At 59.3% G+C, this 20,530-nt stretch carries 21 protein-coding genes; 7 read left to right on the top strand and 14 right to left on the bottom strand.

The window, feature by feature from the left end; translation table 11 throughout:
* Positions 1-38: 38 nt before the first annotated feature.
* On the top strand, positions 39-947 hold the full coding sequence (locus K5E40_RS02315) for a LysR family transcriptional regulator (RefSeq protein WP_034113320.1): 909 nt from the start codon (positions 39-41) through the stop codon (positions 945-947).
* Between the two features lie 30 nt (positions 948-977).
* On the opposite strand, the gene K5E40_RS02310 is transcribed toward K5E40_RS02315, so the two are convergent.
* The gene (locus K5E40_RS02310; protein ID WP_017737778.1) at positions 978-1,292 is read right to left on the bottom strand and encodes a helix-turn-helix transcriptional regulator; all 315 of its coding nucleotides are present in this window, start codon (positions 1,290-1,292) and stop codon (positions 978-980) included.
* 85 nt (positions 1,293-1,377) lie between these two features.
* On the opposite strand from K5E40_RS02310, the gene K5E40_RS02305 reads away from it, so the two are divergent.
* The 3 genes from K5E40_RS02305 (at position 1,378) to K5E40_RS02295 (ending at position 3,981) form a co-directional block, all read left to right on the top strand.
* Positions 1,378-2,469: an NADH:flavin oxidoreductase/NADH oxidase gene (locus tag K5E40_RS02305; RefSeq protein ID WP_026136919.1), complete on the top strand. Its 1,092-nt coding sequence runs from the start codon at positions 1,378-1,380 to the stop codon at positions 2,467-2,469.
* Positions 2,470-2,579: 110 nt separating this feature from the next.
* Entirely contained in the window at positions 2,580-2,951 is a 372-nt protein-coding gene (locus tag K5E40_RS02300; protein WP_260455480.1) for a putative quinol monooxygenase, read from the top strand.
* Positions 2,952-2,961: 10 nt separating this feature from the next.
* Positions 2,962-3,981: a zinc-binding alcohol dehydrogenase family protein gene (locus tag K5E40_RS02295; protein ID WP_017737781.1), complete on the top strand. Its 1,020-nt coding sequence runs from the start codon at positions 2,962-2,964 to the stop codon at positions 3,979-3,981.
* Positions 3,982-4,133: 152 nt separating this feature from the next.
* On the opposite strand, the gene K5E40_RS02290 is transcribed toward K5E40_RS02295, so the two are convergent.
* The gene (locus K5E40_RS02290; protein ID WP_221729444.1) at positions 4,134-5,441 is read right to left on the bottom strand and encodes an OprD family porin; all 1,308 of its coding nucleotides are present in this window, start codon (positions 5,439-5,441) and stop codon (positions 4,134-4,136) included.
* Positions 5,442-6,287: 846 nt separating this feature from the next.
* Between K5E40_RS02290 and K5E40_RS02285 the strand changes: the two genes are divergently transcribed.
* Positions 6,288-6,689, top strand: coding sequence for an SPOR domain-containing protein (locus K5E40_RS02285; RefSeq protein WP_080758726.1), 402 nt, complete (start codon positions 6,288-6,290; stop codon positions 6,687-6,689).
* A 70-nt stretch (positions 6,690-6,759) separates the two neighbouring features.
* Positions 6,760-7,050: a DUF6388 family protein gene (locus K5E40_RS02280; RefSeq protein ID WP_017737784.1), complete on the top strand. Its 291-nt coding sequence runs from the start codon at positions 6,760-6,762 to the stop codon at positions 7,048-7,050.
* Positions 7,051-7,153: 103 nt separating this feature from the next.
* Here the strand turns inward: K5E40_RS02280 and K5E40_RS02275 are convergent, their stop codons facing one another.
* Positions 7,154-8,008 carry an AraC family transcriptional regulator gene (locus K5E40_RS02275; RefSeq protein ID WP_017737785.1) on the bottom strand — a complete coding sequence of 285 codons (855 nt, stop codon included), beginning with the start codon at positions 8,006-8,008 and terminating at the stop codon, positions 7,154-7,156.
* Positions 8,009-8,194: 186 nt separating this feature from the next.
* Entirely contained in the window at positions 8,195-9,166 is a 972-nt protein-coding gene (locus K5E40_RS02270; RefSeq protein ID WP_017737786.1) for an XdhC family protein, read from the bottom strand.
* A gap of 90 nt (positions 9,167-9,256) precedes the next feature.
* On the opposite strand from K5E40_RS02270, the gene K5E40_RS02265 reads away from it, so the two are divergent.
* The gene (locus tag K5E40_RS02265; RefSeq protein WP_221729443.1) at positions 9,257-10,036 is read left to right on the top strand and encodes an alpha/beta fold hydrolase; all 780 of its coding nucleotides are present in this window, start codon (positions 9,257-9,259) and stop codon (positions 10,034-10,036) included.
* 16 nt (positions 10,037-10,052) lie between these two features.
* Here the strand turns inward: K5E40_RS02265 and K5E40_RS02260 are convergent, their stop codons facing one another.
* From K5E40_RS02260 to K5E40_RS02215, 10 genes are all read right to left on the bottom strand, one after another.
* A complete protein-coding gene (locus tag K5E40_RS02260; RefSeq protein ID WP_026136920.1) occupies positions 10,053-10,676 on the bottom strand; it encodes a UbiX family flavin prenyltransferase in 624 nt (207 codons plus the stop codon).
* Entirely contained in the window at positions 10,660-11,613 is a 954-nt protein-coding gene (locus K5E40_RS02255; protein ID WP_017737789.1) for a LysR family transcriptional regulator, read from the bottom strand. The genes K5E40_RS02260 and K5E40_RS02255 overlap by 17 nt, the downstream gene beginning before the upstream one ends.
* A gap of 20 nt (positions 11,614-11,633) precedes the next feature.
* Complete coding sequence (locus K5E40_RS02250) at positions 11,634-13,076, bottom strand: aldehyde dehydrogenase family protein (protein ID WP_017737790.1); 1,443 nt, start codon at positions 13,074-13,076, stop codon at positions 11,634-11,636.
* Between the two features lie 71 nt (positions 13,077-13,147).
* Entirely contained in the window at positions 13,148-13,936 is a 789-nt protein-coding gene (locus K5E40_RS02245) for a fatty acid hydroxylase (RefSeq protein WP_017737791.1), read from the bottom strand.
* Positions 13,937-13,985: 49 nt separating this feature from the next.
* On the bottom strand, positions 13,986-14,744 hold the full coding sequence (locus tag K5E40_RS02240; protein WP_221729442.1) for an SDR family NAD(P)-dependent oxidoreductase: 759 nt from the start codon (positions 14,742-14,744) through the stop codon (positions 13,986-13,988).
* A gap of 11 nt (positions 14,745-14,755) precedes the next feature.
* Positions 14,756-16,108 carry an MFS transporter gene (locus K5E40_RS02235; protein WP_026136921.1) on the bottom strand — a complete coding sequence of 451 codons (1,353 nt, stop codon included), beginning with the start codon at positions 16,106-16,108 and terminating at the stop codon, positions 14,756-14,758.
* A gap of 78 nt (positions 16,109-16,186) precedes the next feature.
* Positions 16,187-17,620 (bottom strand): UbiD family decarboxylase, encoded by a 1,434-nt coding sequence (locus K5E40_RS02230; protein ID WP_017737794.1) that lies wholly within the window; start codon positions 17,618-17,620, stop codon positions 16,187-16,189.
* Positions 17,608-17,973 (bottom strand): hypothetical protein, encoded by a 366-nt coding sequence (locus K5E40_RS34845; protein ID WP_017737795.1) that lies wholly within the window; start codon positions 17,971-17,973, stop codon positions 17,608-17,610. The genes K5E40_RS02230 and K5E40_RS34845 overlap by 13 nt, the downstream gene beginning before the upstream one ends.
* Positions 17,974-18,167: 194 nt before the next feature.
* The gene (locus K5E40_RS02220) at positions 18,168-18,971 is read right to left on the bottom strand and encodes an enoyl-CoA hydratase/isomerase family protein (protein ID WP_052229556.1); all 804 of its coding nucleotides are present in this window, start codon (positions 18,969-18,971) and stop codon (positions 18,168-18,170) included.
* Between the two features lie 19 nt (positions 18,972-18,990).
* Positions 18,991-20,529: an AMP-binding protein gene (locus tag K5E40_RS02215; RefSeq protein WP_034113328.1), complete on the bottom strand. Its 1,539-nt coding sequence runs from the start codon at positions 20,527-20,529 to the stop codon at positions 18,991-18,993.
* Position 20,530: the final 1 nt, after the last annotated feature.

The raw sequence follows: 20,530 nt of genomic DNA, 5'->3' as shown, positions 1-20,530 counted from the left end.
TTTGAGAATTCCATTTTCTGGAACGGGAGTTGACGCCAATGCTCAATCGCATGGAGCTGATTCGGATCTTTTCGGTGGCGGCGCAATCGACCACGTTTCGCGATGCAGCCACCCGCCTCGGCACCTCTCCGCAGACCGTGACACGCGCCATCAAAGAACTGGAGCGCACGCTTGGGGAGCTGTTGTTCCACCGCAGCACGCGGCAGGTTCACGTCACCGCTTTTGGTGCCAAACTCGCCTTGCAAGCCCGGGAAACCCTGGAACGGGTGGATCAGTTGTTTATCGCCAACAGTAAACAGGAGGCAAAAGGCGTCGTCGGCATCACGGCCCCCCACGCCATTGGCAAGCTGTATCTGATTGAGTTTCTGAAACCGCTGATGCGGGAGAATCCCGGCCTGAGCATCGACCTGAGCCTGGATGACCAGCTCACCGACGCGGTGGCCAACAAGATTGACATCGGTATTCGTGTTGGAGCTGTGCGGGATCGGCGCTATATCGCCAGAACGGTGGCCCATGTCGACCTGAAAATCGTCGCGGCGCCGTCACTCCTCGACACCGTGCAATGCCCTGGCAGCATCGAGGATCTCAAACGCTTGCCCCTGTCGATGCTGATCGATCGCAAAAACGGCCGCCCCTGGCCGTGGGTGCTTGCCGAGGGGCAAACGTTCCTGCCTGCCTCCCCGGCATTTACCTGCGACGATCCAGAAACCGAGCGAGAGATTGTTCTGGCGGGAATCGCCTTTGGGCAAATGCCCGGTTATCTGGCAGAACCCTATCTGTCTGAAGGGCGACTGGTCGAGCTCATGCAACACGATGCCCCGCCGCCTTCCGAATTGATCATGTATCGCCCGCAATCAGGGCCCGTGGCACCGAGAGTGAGGCTGGTGTACGACCACCTGGTCAACTGCTTCTCAGATCCGCGTGTTTTTGCGCAGAGCGCGCGCTGAAAGAGTTGGGTGGAAAAACACCCGTGAGCCTCATCTTCCTTTTTCGTCGTACTGGGACAGGATCGTTTCCAGCAGGCCCGGAAAACGGTGACTCAAGTCTTCCCTACGCAACGAGTTCATGTGGGTCGTGCCGATGGTCTGGGTTTGAACCAGTCCGGCATCTCGCAGCACCCGGAAATGGTGGGACATGGTGGACTTCGCACGGCCACCGTCCAGCTCGCCACAGCTGGCCTCTCCCAGCTCGGCGAGGCGCCGGACAATCTCCAGGCGTACAGGGTCGCTCAAGGCGTAAAACAGACGCTCAAGAACGAATTCACTGAGAGGAAGGTGTTTGAAGGGGCGCATGAGCGAATCATACACGGGTTTGCTCTATGTCAATAGTTCGAATATTATCGAACAAGAGAAATAGTATCCCTCGGAGAAAAACCTAATGTCTGCGCTGTTCCAACCTTTCACGCTCAAGGATGTCTCCCTTCGCAACCGGATCGCGATTCCCCCCATGTGCATGTACTCGGCCAATGATGGCCTGATCAACGATTGGCACACTGTGCACTATGCCACCCTCGCGCGTGGCGGCGCAGGACTGGTGGTCGTCGAGGCGACTGCCGTGTCACCCGAAGGACGGATCACGCCTGGCTGCGCTGGTATCTGGAATGATGAGCTCGCCCGTGCCTTCGTGCCGGTGGTGCAATCGATCAAGGCTGCCGGCGCAGTGCCAGGTATCCAGATTGCCCACGCGGGGCGCAAGGCCAGTGCGAACCGTCCTTGGGAAGGTGACGATCATATCGGCGAGGATGATTCGCGTGGCTGGCAGACCATCGCCCCGTCGGCTGTTGCCTTTGGCGCTCAGCTCGCCAAGCAGCCGAAAGCCATGACGCTGGAGGATATCGCCCGGGTGCGCGAGGATTTTGTCTCAGCCGCTCGCCGTGCACGTGAAGCTGGCTTCGAGTGGTTAGAGCTGCATTTCGCCCATGGCTATCTGGCCCAGTCATTCCTCTCTGAACACTCCAACCTTCGTGACGACGCCTATGGCGGAAACTTCGATAACCGTAGCCGCTTTCTGCTGGAAACACTGGCGGCGGTTCGCGAAGTATGGCCAGAGCACTTGCCGCTGACCGCTCGCCTGGGTGTTATCGAATACGACGGCCGGGATGAACAGACCTTGTCAGAGGCTATCGAACTGACACGTCGTTTCAAGGACGGTGGTTTGGACTTGCTCAGCGTCAGTATCGGGTTCACCATCCCTGAATCCAACATTCCTTGGGCCCCCGGTTTCATGGGCGAAGTTACCCAGCGGGTACGGCGCGAGACGGGGATTGCGGTGGCCTCGGCATGGGGCTTCGGCACGCCGAGCGTCGCCGAAGAAGCGGTGAGAAGTGGTCAACTGGACCTGGCGATGATTGGCCGGGCGCACCTGGGCAATCCTAACTGGTCCTATTCAGCCGCCCAGGCGCTGGGTGTAGAGCGTGCTGCCTGGACCTTGCCCGCTCCCTATGCCCATTGGCTTGAACGCTACAGGTGATCCCGCCGGAGCGAGAGCGCTCGCGTGGCCTTAGGGCTATCAACTTGGTCGAATGCCCAAGTGGGCAAGATTGTTGTCGCGCTCTCACCCGGATTCAGGTTTTTGGCCGCATGGCCGGCATGGACATCTTCGATACACCCGTGCCAGCCAATGCTCCCTCTTCATATCGCACACAGACAGGAGGTTTGATGACCACCCCTCTGACACTGATTGCCACCTTGGTCGCCAAGGCCGGCTTCGAAGTCGAGCTCGAGCAGACGCTGCAGGGCCTGCAAGGCCCAAGCCGAAGCGAAGCGGACTGCATCCAGTACGATTTCCACCGTGATGCCGAGCAGGCTCGCACTTTCCACATGATCGAGCAGTGGCGGGACGAAGCGGCGCTGACTGCTCACGAAGCGACACCGCATTTTCAGGCAGCGCTCCCTTTCATCGAACGCGCTGCTGAAAAGCTCACCATCACGAAAATGTATCGCATCTCCTGAGGATCTTCGAATGAAAGCCATTGCACACTTCAAATGCCTGCCTATTGAACATCCCGACGCCTTGGTGGAGATCGATATACCCGAGCCAGTGCCGGGGCCGCGCGACTTGCTCGTAGAGGTAAAGGCCGTATCGGTCAATCCTGTCGATACCAAGGTGCGGCAGGGCTACGTACCGCACGAGGACGAAAGCCAGCCGCGCATCCTCGGTTGGGACGCTGCCGGCGTGGTCAAGTCGGTCGGCAGCGACGTAACGCTCTTCAAGCCCGGTGACAGGGTCTGGTACGCCGGATCGCTGATCCGCCCGGGCAGCAACAGTGAGCTGCAACTGGTGGACGAGCGTATCGTCGGCTCAATACCCCAGTCGCTGGATTTCAGCGAGGCTGCGGCATTGCCACTGACTTCCTTGACCGCTTGGGAATTGCTGTTTGATCGCCTCGGTGTTGCACGCGATACCACCGACCGGGGCGAAACGCTGCTGATCATCGGCGCTGCAGGCGGGGTGGGTTCAATCCTGACTCAGCTGGCGCGTCAGCTAACCGGGTTGACGATCATTGGTACGGCTTCGCGCCCTGAAACCCAGACCTGGGTCACCGAGCTTGGTGCGCATCATGTCATCGACCATACCAAGCCACTCAGCGAGGAGCTCAAGCGCATCGGTATCGCACAAGTCAGCCATGTCGCTAGCCTGACCCAGACCGATCGGCACTACGAGCAAATCATCGAATCACTGAAGCCTCAGGGCAAGCTGGGCCTGATCGATGACCCGGCCACGCTTGACGCCGTACCGCTCAAGCGCAAGAGCCTGTCGTTGCACTGGGAGCTGATGTACACCCGCTCGCTTTACGAGACAGAGGACATGCAAGAGCAGCACAACATCCTCAACGAAATTGCGCGGCGCATTGATGCGGGTGACTTGCGCACCACCGTTGGCGAAAACTACGGGCGCATCAGCGCAGAAAATCTTCGTCGAGCCCATGCTCTGCTGGAAAGCGGCAAGGCGAAGGGCAAGATCGTGCTGGAAGGCTTCTAAGAGGGCGTAGACAAAATAAATCAAACCGGCTGCACCACCTACCTAATGTCCTGAGCGTCGGGCGGATAATCCTGCACAGAAGCACCCGTGTTATCGGGTGCCTTCCTCAGCGTGGCCGGACTGAAAGCGGCTATTCGTCCTCATGACACTCGTTAGAGAAGCGGAATGCTATAGCTTACAAAAACTCGGTTCTGATCTACGTTACGAGCCGCTTCGCTGTTGGACTTGCCGTTACGCCAGCCGAACCCGACACCTTTAAGCGCTCCGGACTGAAGGACGTAGTCCAGGCTAATGTCTCTTTCCCATTCCTTTTGGTTGTCGCCGGACGTAGTTTTAATATTATCGCCGGAGAGGTACATGACCGAGCCTTTCAGGCCAGGAACTCCCAGAGCGGCAAAGTCGTAAGCATACTGACCGAAAGCTGTGCGCTCGCCTGCGCGGGTGAACGTTTGGATCAGGCGGTCTGTATACAGATACAGGCTTGCTCCACCGGCGCCCTTGTCTATCAGGCTGCCCTGATTGAGTTGAGTGAAGTTGCTGCCATCCGACACACTTTGGTAACCCGCAGTAATCGCGTGGCCACCCAGCGTGTAAATCAACGCGGCACTCCAGGTACGGTTGTCGATCTCTCCATCACCGTTTTTGGTGTAGCCATTAATTCTGTAGCCTGACGTACCGGAGCTATTTGCACCTGACGAGTCAGTTTTGAAGTAGCGCAGGTCGGTTTTAAGGGACTGATTGTCCGAGAGCGCAAGGGTGTGAATCAATCCAAAAAAATGCTGCGTATAGTAGTTATCGAGGTTTGCGTAGTAGTACTGAGCTGTCAGATCCTTGGTGACACTCCAATCGCTCCCGGCGAAGTCAAACTGATTGCTCTCACGCGTACCACCAGCAACGGCCAACCCCGTCTGATCGCTTGAACCACGCCCTGTCGCATGTTCGATCCGACCTCCAGTCAAGGTCAGCCCCTTGAACTCGCTCGAGGTGATTTGACCGCCCTCGAAGGTTTGTGGAAGTACGCGCCCATCGTTGGCAACCAGAATTGGGAGTTTCGGAATCAAGGTGCCGTAGCGAAGTTCAGTTTTCGACATTTTGACTTTTCCGGTCAGCCCCACCCGGCTCCACTCGTCGACGGCACGGTTGTCACTGTCAGAAGGCATCATGGTGCTGCCGACATGCCGTCCTTTGCCGCTGTCCAGGGTAACCCCCAGCAATCCCAGGCCATCGACACCAAAGCCAACCATGCCATCGGTATAACCCGATTTGAAGTCCAACATGAAACCCTGCGCCCATTCTTCGGTTTTGGAAGGGGCGGCAGTGCCATCGCGGTTGTCGTTATTGAAGTAGAAGTTCCTCATCCCCAAGGTGGCCTTGCTATCACTTAGAAAGTCAGCATACGCCTGTGCACTCAGGGTGATACCAAGAAACACCGAACTTGCAGCAATTTTTTTCCTACTCAATTGTATAGCGCTCCATTTGTTATTTTAAAGTAATAGAAGCAACGCAAAATCTTAGAGGTCAACGCAACGCACACGAAGGACCGGTACTTAGTCAATTTCAACTAGCCCAATAATTGGCACGCCATTTTATTCTTCTGAACATCCTGCTCCATGGCAGCGCGTTGGAAAAAACCACCGAGGTGATCTGCACATGAGCATGAGGTGAACGGATGATCGTCGCATGTAGCGTACCCGTAGGGCGCCGATATGGCCGGTCTGGCTTTCGATAGCAGGTGGGAATCTGGTCATTTTTCGTGGCTCTTGTTGTTTTACAGCGCGAGAGCGCTAGAGCCAAGTGTGTGTGAAAGGCGCAGGGAGCGCTTTGCCTGGGGAGATGGAGTTTTGCGCCGAAGTCTGGAAATTTGTCTTTGCGTCTGATTTAAGGGGCTGGGACCCGACACAATTCCGGTCATGTTCGACGACTTCGATGACTTTATGGATAGCGACCGGGCTCTATAACTTTTTAATTTTGAGCGTTCATCACATAAGTGGCGAATGCAGATCCTTCGCGGTTTTCCACAAGGCACTTTGGCCACGATATTTATCTTAAATACAAGTATTTCATAGGATTAACCTCTCCCATTCTGATATGGTTTTTTTCGACTATCTGAGCCTTTTTCGTGAATCAGTAGTCTATAAAGTGCACGCCCGATGTTCTTTAAAACAACAAAAAGCAGCCAACTAATTTTGGCGCTTGGGCACACTGACGCGCTCGAGAACTTAGACCATCTCAGGATCAGAAGTAAAACCTTTCTTTATAAAAAGAAATGGCACAAATAACTATTCACTTGATTTGGAGAGGGCGTCGTGCGAAAGCTTGGCTTGGGCTTACTGGTAACTGGCGTTTTAGGGCAACTATCAGCTCTACTATGGACCTACACGTCCACAGGACCAACTTGTGAAAATAACGTCGACAATTCATACATCCAGCAAAAAGTGACAGACTTCGAGCACGAATTTGACGACATCGCTAATAAAGTTGCGACAGAAATCAGTACAAATCTTCCCGACGAATTCACGCCCGCATTGAATACGCCCAGCCGCCATCGCGCACTAAAAGCCATTCAGCAACTGGAGTTGCCGGTAGCGCGTAAAGAAAACAATTTTGTCGTCATAGGCCCATATAAACATAAGCAGGACGCGGCTCGAGTCGTGAAAGAGCTGAGTGAAAGTCATGGCGTTCGAGGATGGATGATGGCAGGAAATTGACATAGTCCAATTTAGCGCTCGGCCGACCTTGAACAACCAGCTACTTATTGCATGCCACAAGAGAGCATTCATGATCGCAAAAGAACTTAGAGCCGAACTTGCCCTGAAGAAATTCCTGGACGCCAATCTATGGATTCAGCTTGAACTCAGCGAGCTGAATTACAGCCTCGCTGAAAACTGCGGGCTCTCGCCAGAAGAATATCGCCTTAAATTTCTGAAAGAAGCATTTGAAGCAGAAGCCGACGCGCACGGCTGCGATTGCTGGGACTTCATCCTGCAGTGGGCGGCCGAAACCAAGGAAGAACTTGAATTGATGCGCGAAGAACGCATGAAAGAGATTTATGACTTTATGGACAATTAATAGACGCTACAAATTTCGTAACCTTTAAAAGCTCAGAGTTTCAAGATGAAAGACTAACTTCATCGGCGGGAGCATTACCCAATACTCCCGCCCTCCTCTCGGTTCAAACCGCCGTATAACTATCAACCACACGCCGATACTGGCTGGGGGAAGCGCCGATGTGCTGACGGAAAAACCGTGTGAAATGACCTTGCTCGGAGAACCCGAGGTTCTCAGACAACAGGCCCAACGTGCCACTGCGCTCACGCTCCAGCCAGGCAAAAGCCCGGCGCATGCGCGCGTCGTTAAGCAGCAGGGTCGGGGTCATGCCGGTGTCTTTCTTGAACAGCGCAAAGAAGTGTGCCCGAGACAGACCACAGGCCCGCGCGGCGTTGTCGATCGGGTTCGGATCATCGAGGTGCTCAAGCAACCAGGCGGTGCCACGGCGCACGCGCGCATCCCGGAACTCACCTGTGTTGGGCGCACCCAGTAGCGACAAATGCCGCCAGCTGGAAAAGTCCTCGATCAGTTCGATCAGGAAGTCGAACAGCATGAACTCCAAACGCTCTTTCGGCACGATCCCACAACCATGCGCTTCGGCGACCAGGATGTCGGCCAGGGTGCGATTTCGACTCGACAGCTCGATGCATGATTGGGCAAAAAAGTCCGGCCGACCGCTGAGCGCCAGCGATTGCTGGGCAGTGGCCAGCCAGGCGGGCTCTATGTAAAGCGCCAGGATTAGCGTGGCACCGGCACCCGGCTGCGGATCGTAGAAATGCGGCTCCCAGGCGTTGACCAACACCGCGGTGCGATCACTGAGCGGAACCCGTCGACCGTTAACGTTGAAGTAAGTATCCTCGCCGGACACTTTGACCAGCACATGGCATTCGGAATGGGTATGGGTGACCAGCGAATGATCCATATTCAGCAAGGCGACCCGGCCAAACCTGCCGTGGAAAACCCGTTGGGCAATCGACATCAGATTCCTCCTCGCTTGAAGCGATATTGTTATCGGCCTCAATGCATATCATCGGGGCGCTTATCTATTTCTCAAGCCCGTCGATCGGTCCATGGTTCAGCCAGACTTGGCTGGCCACTATCGCGCGCGAATGACCGAGCGTCTACCTCGACTTTCGCAGCCCCCACGTTCGTCGGAAAAACCGCCTTACAAGGCATGGCGTTCTTTGCCGTGATAAACGCGCAGGATATCGGCCACCACCGCCAGAGCGATCTCCGCCGGGGCCTTGCTGCCCAGATCGAGGCCGATGGGCATGTGCAAACGGGCAATCTGTTCATCCGTCAGACCACCGATGCGCTTGAGCCGCTCGGCGCGCTTGGCCGAGGTTGCCTGAGAACCCATGGCACCGATGTAAAACGCCGGGGTGTGAACCGCTTCCATCAGCGCCAGATCATCGATTCGAGGATCGTGAGTCAGCGCCACCACCGCAGTCGCCGCATGGCAACCACCAGCGGCGATGTACATCGAGGGCAGCACGCGTTGCATCTCCACGCCTTCGAGCTGCACATGCTGCATCTCATCCCGGGGGTCGCAGGCGATGACTTCGCAGCCGATGGCGCGGGCGAAACTGGCGCAAACTTCAGCGACCGGCGACAGCCCGGCCAGAATCAGTCGCAACGCAGGGCCAACACTGATGCGCACCGTCTCGTCGACGACTTGCACCCGCTCGCTGCCGTGTCCGATGTCTGCGTCCAGGCGCAAGGCTCCGCTGCTCAACTCGACATGGCGCAGCAGACGCCGCTGACCCAGTAACGCCGCTTGCAGACTCTCCAGGTGCTCGATCCATTCGAGACTCGCAGCGCGGTGCTCGACCAGCACGATCAGCACGCCACCACAGGGTAATCGCAGACGGTGGCGTTGCTCGACGCTGTCGCCATAACTGACGATCTGCGCCGGTTCGCGTAATTCACCGCGCGTCAGGCTTTCGAGAAACTCCTCCTCGACGCAGCCACCCGACAGCGAGCCGACGTGTTCGCCCGAGCCATTGGTCACCAGCATCGCCCCCGGCGCACGCGGCGCCGAGCCATAGGTGGAGAGCACCGTACACAGCCACTGGGCCTGCCCGGCGCGAGCCCATTGCAGTGCCTGGTCGATCACCTGAACATCGAGATGACGCATGTTTTCTGTACCTCAAGCAAAGCGTGGTGCTGCAGACAGGGTTACGTTTACGGTAACCTGCGAGCAACCTTGTTCAATCGTTGATTCAACATGTCGCCACAACAATTTCTGCAACTTGGGCCGCTGCGCCTGGAATATCGCCAAATTCCTGCGGCTGACCCATCGCGACCGACGCTTGTGCTGTTGCACGAAGGCCTCGGCAGCGCCGATCAATGGAAAGACTTCCCCCAGCGCCTGGCCCAGGCCAGCGGTTGCGGTGTGGTCACCTACAGTCGTCAGGGTTATGGGCAATCGAGCCCGGTAACCCTGCCGCGTCCGCTGAACTACCTGAGCAGCGACGGCCCTCGTGAACTGCGGCAATTGCTCGATGCCTCGCAACTGCCGCAAGTGGTTTTGCTCGGTCACAGTGACGGCGCCTCCATTGTCCTCGCCTATGCCGCCGCCAATGATCCCCGCGTATTGGGCAGCATTGCACTGGCGCCTCACGTGATTGTCGAGACCGAGAGCCTCGATGGCATTCGCCATACCACCGAGGTTTGGCATCAGGGCGAATTGCGCGAACGCCTGGCACGCCACCATGGGACCAATGTCGACGGCGCCTTTCACGGTTGGAGCGACAGCTGGTTGCACCCGGACTTTTCCTTGGACGATCTCGAAGCGCAGTTGGCTTATATCGAAAGGCCGCTGCTGGTCATTCAGGGTCGCGAAGACCACTACGCCACGCCCGAGCAACTGATGGTCATCCAGCGACAGGTGCCTGGGCCGTGCCGCTGTGTGTTGCTGGATAACTGCCGGCACTTTCCCCAGACCGAAGCGACCGAGCGGACCTTGCAGCTGATCTGCGAATTCCTGGAGCGCCTCCCCGCCTGAATGCCCCGAATGTGACTCAACCATCGATCACCTCATCCAGCGTTGCTACGCGCTCCGGTCGTTCGCGCCAGCGACGGACGACACCCAGTTCGATATCGAACATATCCAGCACCCTTCCTACAGTGTGATCGATCATGTCATCCAGGCTGGTCGGCTTGGCATAGAACGCAGGCACTGGCGGCGCGATCACCGCACCGAGTTCAGCCAACTCGGTCATGCTGCGCAGGTGATTGCGGTGCAGTGGCGTCTCGCGAACCATCAGCACCAGGCGCCGGCGCTCCTTGAGCACCACGTCGGCGGCGCGGGTCAGCAGCGTTGAGGTCACGCCGCTGGCAATTTCTGACAGGCTGCGTATCGAACACGGCGCGATGATCATGCCCATGGTTTTGAACGAGCCACTGGCAATTGCCGCGCCGATGTCCTGATTGATGTAGCTAACGTCAGCAAGGGTCTTGATCTGAGACCAGGACATCTCGGTTTCATGGGCCAAAGTAATCAGCGCCGACTTGCTGACCACCAGATGGGTTTCAATCGGCGTGTCGCGCAACAGCTCCAGTAGACGTACGCCATAAACGGCGCCGGAGGCACCGGAAATTCCTACGATCAGCCGCTGCGGCCGGCTATTACTGGGAACGCTCATGGTCGCCTTCCTCTATCGGGCCTTCTTTGTAGAAATGGATGGCGTCGAGTGCGGTGGTCATGGTTTTGCCGATCATCTCGATGAACAGCATTGCCGCCGGGGTCAGTGGTCGACGGGCGTCGTGCACACAGACCATGCGCCGGCTGATCCCCGGCGCGGCCAGCGGATAGGCGCGCAACGCGCCTTCGTGCAATCCGCGATGCAAGACGGTTGCCGGCAGCACGCTGACCCAGTCGCTGCGACGCAAGAAGTCCTCAATGACCGCCAGATCGTCCACCTCCAACTGCGGGGTGACTTCAATGCCCTGGGCGGCAAGGTGCTGGTCGATGACCATACGCAGCCCGTGACGACGCGAGGGCAGCACCAGTTTGAATCCCGCCAGACTGGCCAACGGCAAGGGCAACGCTCCGTTAAGGCGATTGGCTGCACCGGTGGCGACCAGTAGCTCCTCATCGAAAATGTCGTGGCCGATCAGGTGCTCATGCTGAAAGCTTTGGTTGATGACCGCGAAATCCAGCACGCCGGTCAGGACCTTCGCGATCAACTCCTGGCTGTAGCCCGAGGTGACGCTCAATTCAACCTGTGGCTGATGCTCGACGAAATGCGCCAGGGTGCTGGCCAACGCGTTGTTGGCGGCAGACGCGATCAGCCCGGCACTGATGCGTCCGCCGATCTGGCCGCTACGGTCGATCAGGGCCTGACGCGCCGCCAGCAGCTGGCCAAGAATCGGCATGAACAAACGATAAGCCTGATCGCCGGCCTCGGTCGGCGCCATGCCCTTGGAGCTGCGCTCGAACAACGTCTGCCCGAGTTCTTCCTCAAGCCTGGCGATCTGCATCGACAACGCCGGTTGCACGATATTCAAGCGCTGCGCAGCCCGGGTGACGGAGCCTTCCTCATAAAGGCAGGTAAAATACTTCAGATGGCGCAGCTCCATGGTCACCCTCGCGTGCGCGCTCAACCGAGCGTGCCGACGTTCTGATAAATGTGTTTGAGCTCGCTGAAATCCAGCAGCGCATCGACGCCATGCAAGCGCCCCAGGCCGCTCTTGCGGTAGCCACCGGTTTCCGCCTCGGCGAACAATTTGTTGTGGTCGTTCAGCCACACCGTACCGTTGCGCAGTGCCCGAGCGACACGCCAGGCGCGAGCGCCCTGCCCGGTCCAGACACTCGCCGACAGACCGAACTCGGTATGGTTGGCGCGCGCTACTGCCTCGGCTTCATCTTCGAAGGACTCCAGCACCAGCAACGGGCCGAAGATTTCCTCCTGGCAGAAGAACGCGCCGCTGTCGCGGTGGGCGATCAGTGCAGGGGCGAGGAAGGCGCCCTGACTCAGCGCGCCATCCGGGCGGCCGCCGGCCAGCAGCACCTCGTCGCAACAGTCCAGCGCCTCGGCGATGCGCCTCTCGACCTTGTCGCGCGACTGCCAGTCGATCAGCGGGCCCATTTGCGTCGCCGCCTCCAAACCGTGGCCCAGGCGGATTTCGCCGAGCGCGGCACTGAGCGCACGTTTCATCTCGGCAAAACGGCTGGCCTGCACCAGCACGCGCCGTGCGGCGGTGCACTGTTGGCCGGAAATGATGGTTGCTGCTGCCGCCAGTTTCGGTGCGATAGCCTCGACGTCGGTATCCTCGAAGACCAGGCAACAGGATTTGCCGCCGAGTTCAAGGGACAGCTTCTTCATGGTCGCTGCGGCGTCTTGCATGATGCGCTGGCCGGTTGCGGTGGAGCCAGTAAAGCTGAGCACATCTACCAGCGGCGAAGCCACCAGGTACGCCGCGCCGACATGCCCAGTTTCAGCGAACAGGTTGACCGCGCCGGCCGGTAGGCCCGGTAGGGCGAATAGCGGCTCGAGCATGGCCGCGTTGAATAGCGCGGTCTGCGGCGCCGGCTTGATCACCGCGGTGCAGCCGGCCGCCAATGCCGGGGCGAGGGCGCGCACCAGCAGCACCGCCGGGGCATTCCATGGAATGATCAGCCCCGCGACCCCGGCCGGTTCACGCAGCATGTTGGAGAACTCGCCAGGCGCCACCTCCATCACATGGCCGGGATTGTGTCGGGCCAGACCGGCATAATAGACAATCTCGGAAATCGCCCCGGCTATCTCGCCGCGCGATTGCACCAGGGCCTTGCCATTCTCGCGGGTGAGCAGCTGCGCCAGTTCCTCCTGGCGTGCCTTGAGGCCTGCGGCCCAATCCAGCAGCAATTGCTGACGCAGGCGCGGATTCTGTGACCACTGCGGGTTGGCGAAGGCGCGCGCGGCGGCGGAGACCGCCGCTTGCGCCTCGGCTTCGCCGCCATCGGCGAAGCGGCCGATCAACTCGCAGCTGGCCGGGTCGAAGCTGTCCGCCCAATGGCCCGCGTCGGTCCATTGCCCATCGATGAAATGTCTGCTTTGCATGAGTCCTCCGGTATTCCGTGGGTCAGCGAGCAGCGGTCGACCACCAGAACCGACCGCTCATTGAGTCGCTGTCAGAGCTGGTGTTCGGTAGCCGCTTTGGACGCGCGCTCGACCTGCTGCGCATCAACGCGAGCCTGGTCCTCGGGTTTGCGCGCCGCATCCGACATGCCATTGAACAGCGTGCCCAGCACGCCCTTGTTCAAGTCGCTGGTGCCAAACAGTGCATCGCAGATCGGAAAGGTCAGGTTGAAATTGCGCGTGTGCATGAAGTCCGGGTTGTGATGCAGGACATGCATGCGGCGCACCGTGTTGACCAGCGGCATGGCATCGAGCAGCGGATGCTCGAGGTGCGACAGCGTGTGCAGGCCTTCGTACATCAGGAAGTAGGCCGCCATCGTCAACATTGCGATATAGCCGGCGTTGGCCGTCCATAACGTGCCCAGCAGCAGGGCCAGCGGCAGCGCGGCCATCACGAACAACACCGGAGCGAATGGGGGAAACAGCAGAGCGCGCCAATCCTGATGGCCGTGATAGTCCAGCGTCTTGTGCGAGAAGAACTGATGGTGGGTGGCGACATGCCGCTTGTAGGCCGGCTTGAGCCAGCTCCTCGGGCTGTGTAGCAAATAACGGTGGCCCGCCCATTCGGCCCAATTGCCGAACAGGAACATCGGCACTACCACCAGCAACCACTCCTGCCAGCTCGCATCGACAATCTGGCTGGCGCAGTACCAGAGCACCCCGCCGGTGAACAGCAGGGTGAAAGCCAGGTGCATTTCGCCGCGATACCAGCTGGGTGTGGACGCACGATAGCTCTCGCGGTATGCGTGCGAACGCTCAACGATTTGTTGTTCACGATTCATAACGGTTTACCCTTTCAATGAAATATCGGCTGCGCATGGACTCCCCCTATCAGTGGGTCACCGAGCCGCCGTCGACCACCACAGTCTGGCCGCTCATGAAATCGCTGTCGGCGCTGGCCAGAAACAGCAGCGCGCCGACCAGGTCTTCCGGTACCGCCTCGCGCTTGATGCAGCGGCTGGCGATGTTGTTGCGCACGATGTCGCCGGCCCAGGCGGCGTTGGCCTGGACGTTGGCGCTCATGGTCAGGCCGGGGGCCAGGCAGTTGCAGCGGATGCCGGCGTCGCCGACTTCGCGCGCTATCGAGCGTGTCAGGGCAATCACCGCGCCCTTCGACGCGACATACGCCGCCATCATCGGCGCGCCTTTGAAAGCCGTTGCCGAGGCAATATTGACGATCTTGCCGTAGCCCTGACGACGCATCACCGGCATTACCGCCTTCGCGCACTCGAAGGAACCGCGCACGTTGACTGCCATGATCCGGTCCCATTCCGCCGAGCTGGTCTGCTCGAAAGGTTTGAGTTCCAGGGTGGCGAACAACGCCGCGTTGTTGATCAGCACGTGCACACCGCTGAACTGCGCCACGGCTTCCTCGACCATGGCTTGCACCGCGGCACCGTCGGTCACGTCGCAAGCGATTGCCAGGGCCGTACCGCCCTTGTTGCGGATCGCGGCAGCGGTTTCGTCAGGCGTCTTCAAATCGCAGAGCACCACCTTCGCGCCCTCGGCCGCCAGCGCCTTGGCGTAGGTGGCGCCGATACCTTGGGCCGCGCCGGTGACGATAGCGACCTTGCCGGTCAATCTGTTCATTGCCATCTCCTTCACTTGAAGTTGCCTTGGGTTTCCGGAATCACCACGCTGCCGATCAGGTAGATCACCGACAGGCCGGCGGCGAAAATCGCCAGTACCATGGGGATCTGCGCGGGGCTGCTGCTGAACAGGGACACAAAGGTCGGCATGGTTCCACCGAGGGCGAAACCGATGTTCCAGGACAATCCTGTGCCGCTGGCGCGCAGCTCGGTGCTGAAGCGTTCGTTGAGGAAGATCAGGATCGGCGCGATGATCGCCCCGCCCATGAAGGCGATGCCCACGCAATACAGCGCAGTGCGGGTCAGCGAACCCGGCTCGGCGACACCGAGGAACATCATCGGCAAGCTCACCAGGTTAATCACACCCAGTAGCATGAAGGTCTTCTTGCGACCGATCAGGTCACTCAGGTAACCGAAGGCCAGTGCTCCGACAATGGTTGCCACCGACCCGTACATGAGCATCTGCGAAGTTTGCGTATGGGGTACTTTGGCGACCACGTTGAGCAAGGTCGGCAGATAACCGCAGGCCAGGTAATACGTTGCTCCGCCGCCGAATGTAATCAGCAGATTGACCAGCATCACGCTGCGGTACTCGCGACCAAACAGACGCTTGAGCGGCGACACGACCACTACCGCCGGCCCCTTGGTCTTGCGCGCTTGTTGCAGTTGCTGCCAGACCGGGGTTTCTTCCAGATAGCGGAACATCACCAGCCCGAAAAACGTGCTGAGCAGCCCGCAGAAGAACATGAAGCGCCAGCCCCAGACGTCAAATTCATCCCCGGGGAAAATTTCCGACAACACCAGGTAAGTGAACGACGCCAACAGCGCGCCCATGCCGGCACCGGCACCACCGATCAGCCCGGACATCAGGCCGCGATAGCGCGGCGAGATGGATTCGGTGCCGATGGTGTGAGTGGAGGCCACGATGCCGCCAACGAAAATGCCCTGAATCACCCGCAATAGCAGAAACAGTATCGGGGCCAATATGCCGGCCTGATGAATGGTCGGCAGCGCGCCAAACAGTGCCGTGGAAATACCGACGCCGACCATCGACACCATCAACGCTCGCTTGCGGCCGTGCTTGTCGGCATACGCGCCGAAGATTGCCGAACCCAGGGGGCGCACCAGCAGGGCCACGGCGAATGAGGCGTATACCGCGGCCAGCGACAGTGTCGGGGTGTCCGAGGGGAAAAACATGCGGCCGATGATCGGCGCCACGTAGAGCAGAATGAACAGGTCAAACAAATCCAGCGCCCAGCCGAATGTCGAGGCAAATGCCGCCAGTAAGGCCTTGCCCGGTGGAATCTGCGGTGTATCGATAGCGGCGCTGGTTGGCGATGCAGTTGTTGTTGTTGTCGTGGTCATGGTTGCCTCACGCAAGACGTGTCTTGAGTTGGTTGGAACTATCGGAAACAGGCCGCTGAACACCAACGGCCGCCGGGTTCAATCGTGCGTCTGGAGCACGCGTTGCCAGTCTTGCGGCGCCGCGTGCGCTAGCTTGTCGAGTTCGACTTCCTGTTGGCCCGGCACCTGGATTCGTTTGAAGCGCATGGTCGGTGCCGACAGCGGCACCGTGGCGTCATAGCCCATCTTCGAGCCGACACCGTCACGGGTGGACGGGTCGAGTTTCGAGCCCTGGGATTCGTGGATCAGCACCAGGTCGCGGTCGGCCTGGAAACGGGTGGCAATCGCCCACTCGACTTCGGTGGGGTCATGAATGTCCACATCCAGATCCACCACGGTGACATGCTTGATGTCGTAGTGACCGCCCAGCGCGCCGAGGATGACGTTCTTGCCCTCGCCTTCGGAGCGTTTGTCGATCTGCACATAAAGGTGATAACGACACACTCCGCCCTTGCTCAGGTGCACGTCACGCACGCACGGAAAACTGCGGCGCAAGTGCGCGAGCATGGTCGCTTCGCGCGGGATGCCGCCGAGCAGCAAGTGTTCCAGGCCGCCGCCGACGATGGTGTGAAAGATCGGGTTGTGACGATGGGTTACGGCGTCGACTTCGATCACATGTCGCTCGGCGCGTTCGCCGTAGTACTGCGGAAACTCGCCGAACGGCCCTTCCATCTCCCGCGCCTTGGCCAGCAACCGGCCCTCGATGACGATCTCGGCGTCGGCAGGCACGCGAATCTGATGGGTCACGCAGCGCGTTACCGCCAGCGGACGGCCATGCAGAGCGCCGGCGATTTCCAGTTCGTCGTGATCGATCGGCACGATGGCCTGGGACGCCAGCAAGGTCAGCGGATCAGCACCAATTACCACCGCCACGTCCAGATCCTCACCCAGCGCCTCGACTTCCTGAAAGAAGGCCAGCGCATGGCGTGGCAGCAGCAATGCACCCAGTCGATTTGGGCTGCTCACCTGCAAGCGGTGAATCGAAACGTTCTGCACCCCGGTGCGCGGGTTGCGGGTAATCAGCAGGCCAGCGGTGATGTAAGGGCCGCTGTCGTACTCGTTGTGGGTGGGAATTGGTAGCAGTTTGTTCAGGTCGATCTCGCGATGCACCACTTGCTGACAAGCTGCATCGCTGACTTCCCGCCACGGCAGCGGATTGAGGCTGGCCGCCTCGAAACGCGCCAACACTTCAGCGGACTCCACGCCCATCGCCTCGGCCATCCACTGCCGGTCGGACAGCAGGCCGGAAACCACCGCAATCGAGTGGCCGCCAGGCTGGGGAAACAGTGAAGCGCTCTTGCCGTCCAGACGATTAGCAATCGCTGCAACGCCGAAACGCAGGTCCACGCCGGGACGTATCATTGCCAAACGCTGCTGGCGCTGCAAATGGTCGAGCCAGCCACGCAGGCTGGCGCCTGCTGGCAAGTCCCCGGCCATGTCGGCTTCGGGGGTGGAAAGGGTCACAGGCTGCATGGCCTTACCTCGTCATTATTGTTTTGGTGGCATGCCCGGTCACCCGGCGGCGGGTTAAAGAACGGCTGATAGAAGTCCTTGAGCAACAAGGTGGCGATGCCCATGGTTAGCGCGGCCATGGTGCCGAACAGCGCCCCGGCCAGTCCTGCAACGGCGATCCCGGCCATCCATTCGTGCATGTGCCCGAAAAATTGCGCAAAGGCCTGCAACGATGGAATCACCGCCGGGAATTCCTTGCCTCCGGAGGTGAAGTTTTTCGCGCTTTGTGTAGAGCGTCGAACCCAGAAACTGATCAACGCCAAGACCACCCTGTAGGCGGCCACGATGGTTAATACCAGCCAGCTAGAAGCCATAAGTGGAACTCCGATTTTTATATTTATTGGACGGATTTCGGTGCAGCCGATCTCACCCTACGAGCCCCGCAACGGGTTTTCTATTAACGAATATTGATGCGCCCTATCAGTTTCAGTGAAGGGGCGGCAGGCCCTGCTCCATAGGGAGGCACGCCGTTGCCGACATGCTCCCGGGCCTGCTCGCCGGTACGCATTTACTCGCCGGTGAACACTGCCGGACGCTTGCTGTGAAACGCTTCGACGCCTTCCTTGAAGTCCTTGGAGCTGCGCAGGCGGCTGTAGCAGTGACCTTCCATTTCGATCGCGACGGTCAGCGGCGCATCTTCGTTGTCGTTGATCAGTTTTTTCGCCGTGCGCTGAGCCAGCGGCGAGAAGCGCCGCAGTTCATCAGCCAGCGCATCGACGGTGTTTTCCAGTTCGGTATCTGGCACGACCTCGGTAGCAATACCCCAGGCATAGGCCTGGTCGCCCGTAATGCGCTTGGCGCGCATCACCATGTGTTTGGTGCGGGTGATGCCGATGATTTTCTGCAGGCGTGCGGAGCCTCCCGAGCCTGGGATCTGACCCAGGTTCTGCTCCGGCAAGGCGTAGCGCGTGGTTTGCGAAGCAACGCGGAAATCGCAGGCCAGGGACAATTCAAAACCGACGCCGAAGGTGTAACCACGGTTGGCGACGATTACCGGTTTTTCGCAACGTGCCGGTGCCGCAACGTTCCAGGCCAGCTTCGAAACGTGCTCCGGCGAAGCTTCAAGGAAACCCTTGATGTCGCCACCGCTGGAGAAGTGTTCACCCACCGAGCGCAGCACGATGACGCGCACATCTTTGTGTGCATCGAGGGCTTCGAAGACCAGGCGCAGTTGATCGCGCTGCCCCATGGAAATGACGTTCAACGGCGCCCGGTTGAGGATGATGTCAGCGCGCTCGCGGGACACATCGACTTCAACCTGGAAGCCATCGAACTGAGTGTCGAGAAATTGCTGGATCGCTTGTTGTTGCATTGGAGTGTCCTCTGGATGATTAGCTGATGGCCTTCAAGGCCTGTTCCTGAAATTGGGCCAGCAGCACGCGCCGCAGCACCTTGCCAACTGGAGATTTGGGAATCTGATCGATGAACTGGTAACGCCGTGGCCGCTTGAATTTGGCCAGGCCCGAAGCGATGCAATGAGCATCGAGGTCGCATTCCGACACCTCGGCGCGCAGCTTGATAAACGCTGCAATGATCTTGCCCCACTGCTCGTCAGGCAGACCGACCACCACCACTTCTTCCACTGCCGGGTGCAGAGAGAGCATGTTTTCGATTTCCGCCGGGCTGACGTTTTCGCCGCCGGTGATGATCAAGTCATCGACACGACCCGTGACGAACAGATCGCCTTCCAGATCGAAGTAGCCGATGTCACCGGTGAAATACCATCCGTCACGCAACGCCTTGGCGTTCGCCTCAGGGCGGTTCAGGTAGCCTTCGAACGCCTCGTCACTCGCCAGGTCGGCGATGATCTGGCCCTCCTCCAATGGGTTGGCCTGCACGTCCACCGTTTCAGCATCGATCGGTACCACGCGCACGCGCTGGTTCATTGCACTGCGCCCTGAGGAGCCGGGTTTGCGACTGGCCTGCTGGTCGATGGTGAAGGTGTAGATTTCCGAGCTGCCGTAATGGTTGACGAACAACTGCGGCTGGAACGCCTGCTCGACGCGACGCATCAAGCCGTCGCTCATCGGCGCGCCGGCAAAGCCGATTTTCTCCACACTGGCTACTCGCTCGCGGGCGAAGGCCGGGTGCTCGATGAGCATGTGGTAGAGCGTCGGTACGAGGTACAGGTTGCTGACCTTTTCCCGCTCGATGGCCTGCAGCGTGGCTTCCACGTCGAACTTCGGCACACAGACGAAATGCCCGTCGATCAGCGCCATGGACAGCAACGAACGCACGCCCATGGTGTGGTAAAGCGGCATGACACCCAGCGTGCACTCGCTCTGGCGGTAGAGGTTTTGCGCTACGTGGGCCACCGCCGCGGCGCGTTCACTACGGTGCCGACGGGGCACGCCCTTGGGCTTGCTGGTGGTTCCGGAGGTGTACAGCAGCAGTGAAAAGTCTTCGGCGTCGGCCTGCAAAATGATGTCGGAGGGGGTCTGCGAACACAGCTCCTCGAAACTCAGGTCGGTGTCGGCGGCACGGATACCGGCGGCGATCCGTGGCAGCCTGGTGGCGGCGCTGCAACCGGCCACCGCGGCCACGGTCGCGTCGTCGTAAGCCAGTGCGCGGATTTGCGCATCTTCGATGCAGTAGCCCAGTTCATCGGCAGTCGAACGCCAGTTCAACGGGGTCATGACCACGCCCGCAAACTGACAGGCCCAATGCAGGGTCGCCATCTGCCAGCGGTTCTGCATCGCTACCAGCAGTCGGTCACCCCGTTGCAGCCCAAGGCGTTGCAAGCCCCGCGCTGCGCTCTGGATATCGACGAACCAGTCTTCATAGGTTTTCTTCAACGCACCGTCACTGACCGCCACGGCGTGCGGTCGGCGTTCAACGGCAGCGAGAAAACTGCGTCCGAGATCGAACATT

The sequence above is a fragment of the Pseudomonas baetica genome (genome assembly GCF_019733355.1).
Classification (GTDB): domain Bacteria; phylum Pseudomonadota; class Gammaproteobacteria; order Pseudomonadales; family Pseudomonadaceae; genus Aquipseudomonas; species Aquipseudomonas baetica_A.
This window is presented reverse-complemented; position numbering and strand designations above follow the sequence as displayed.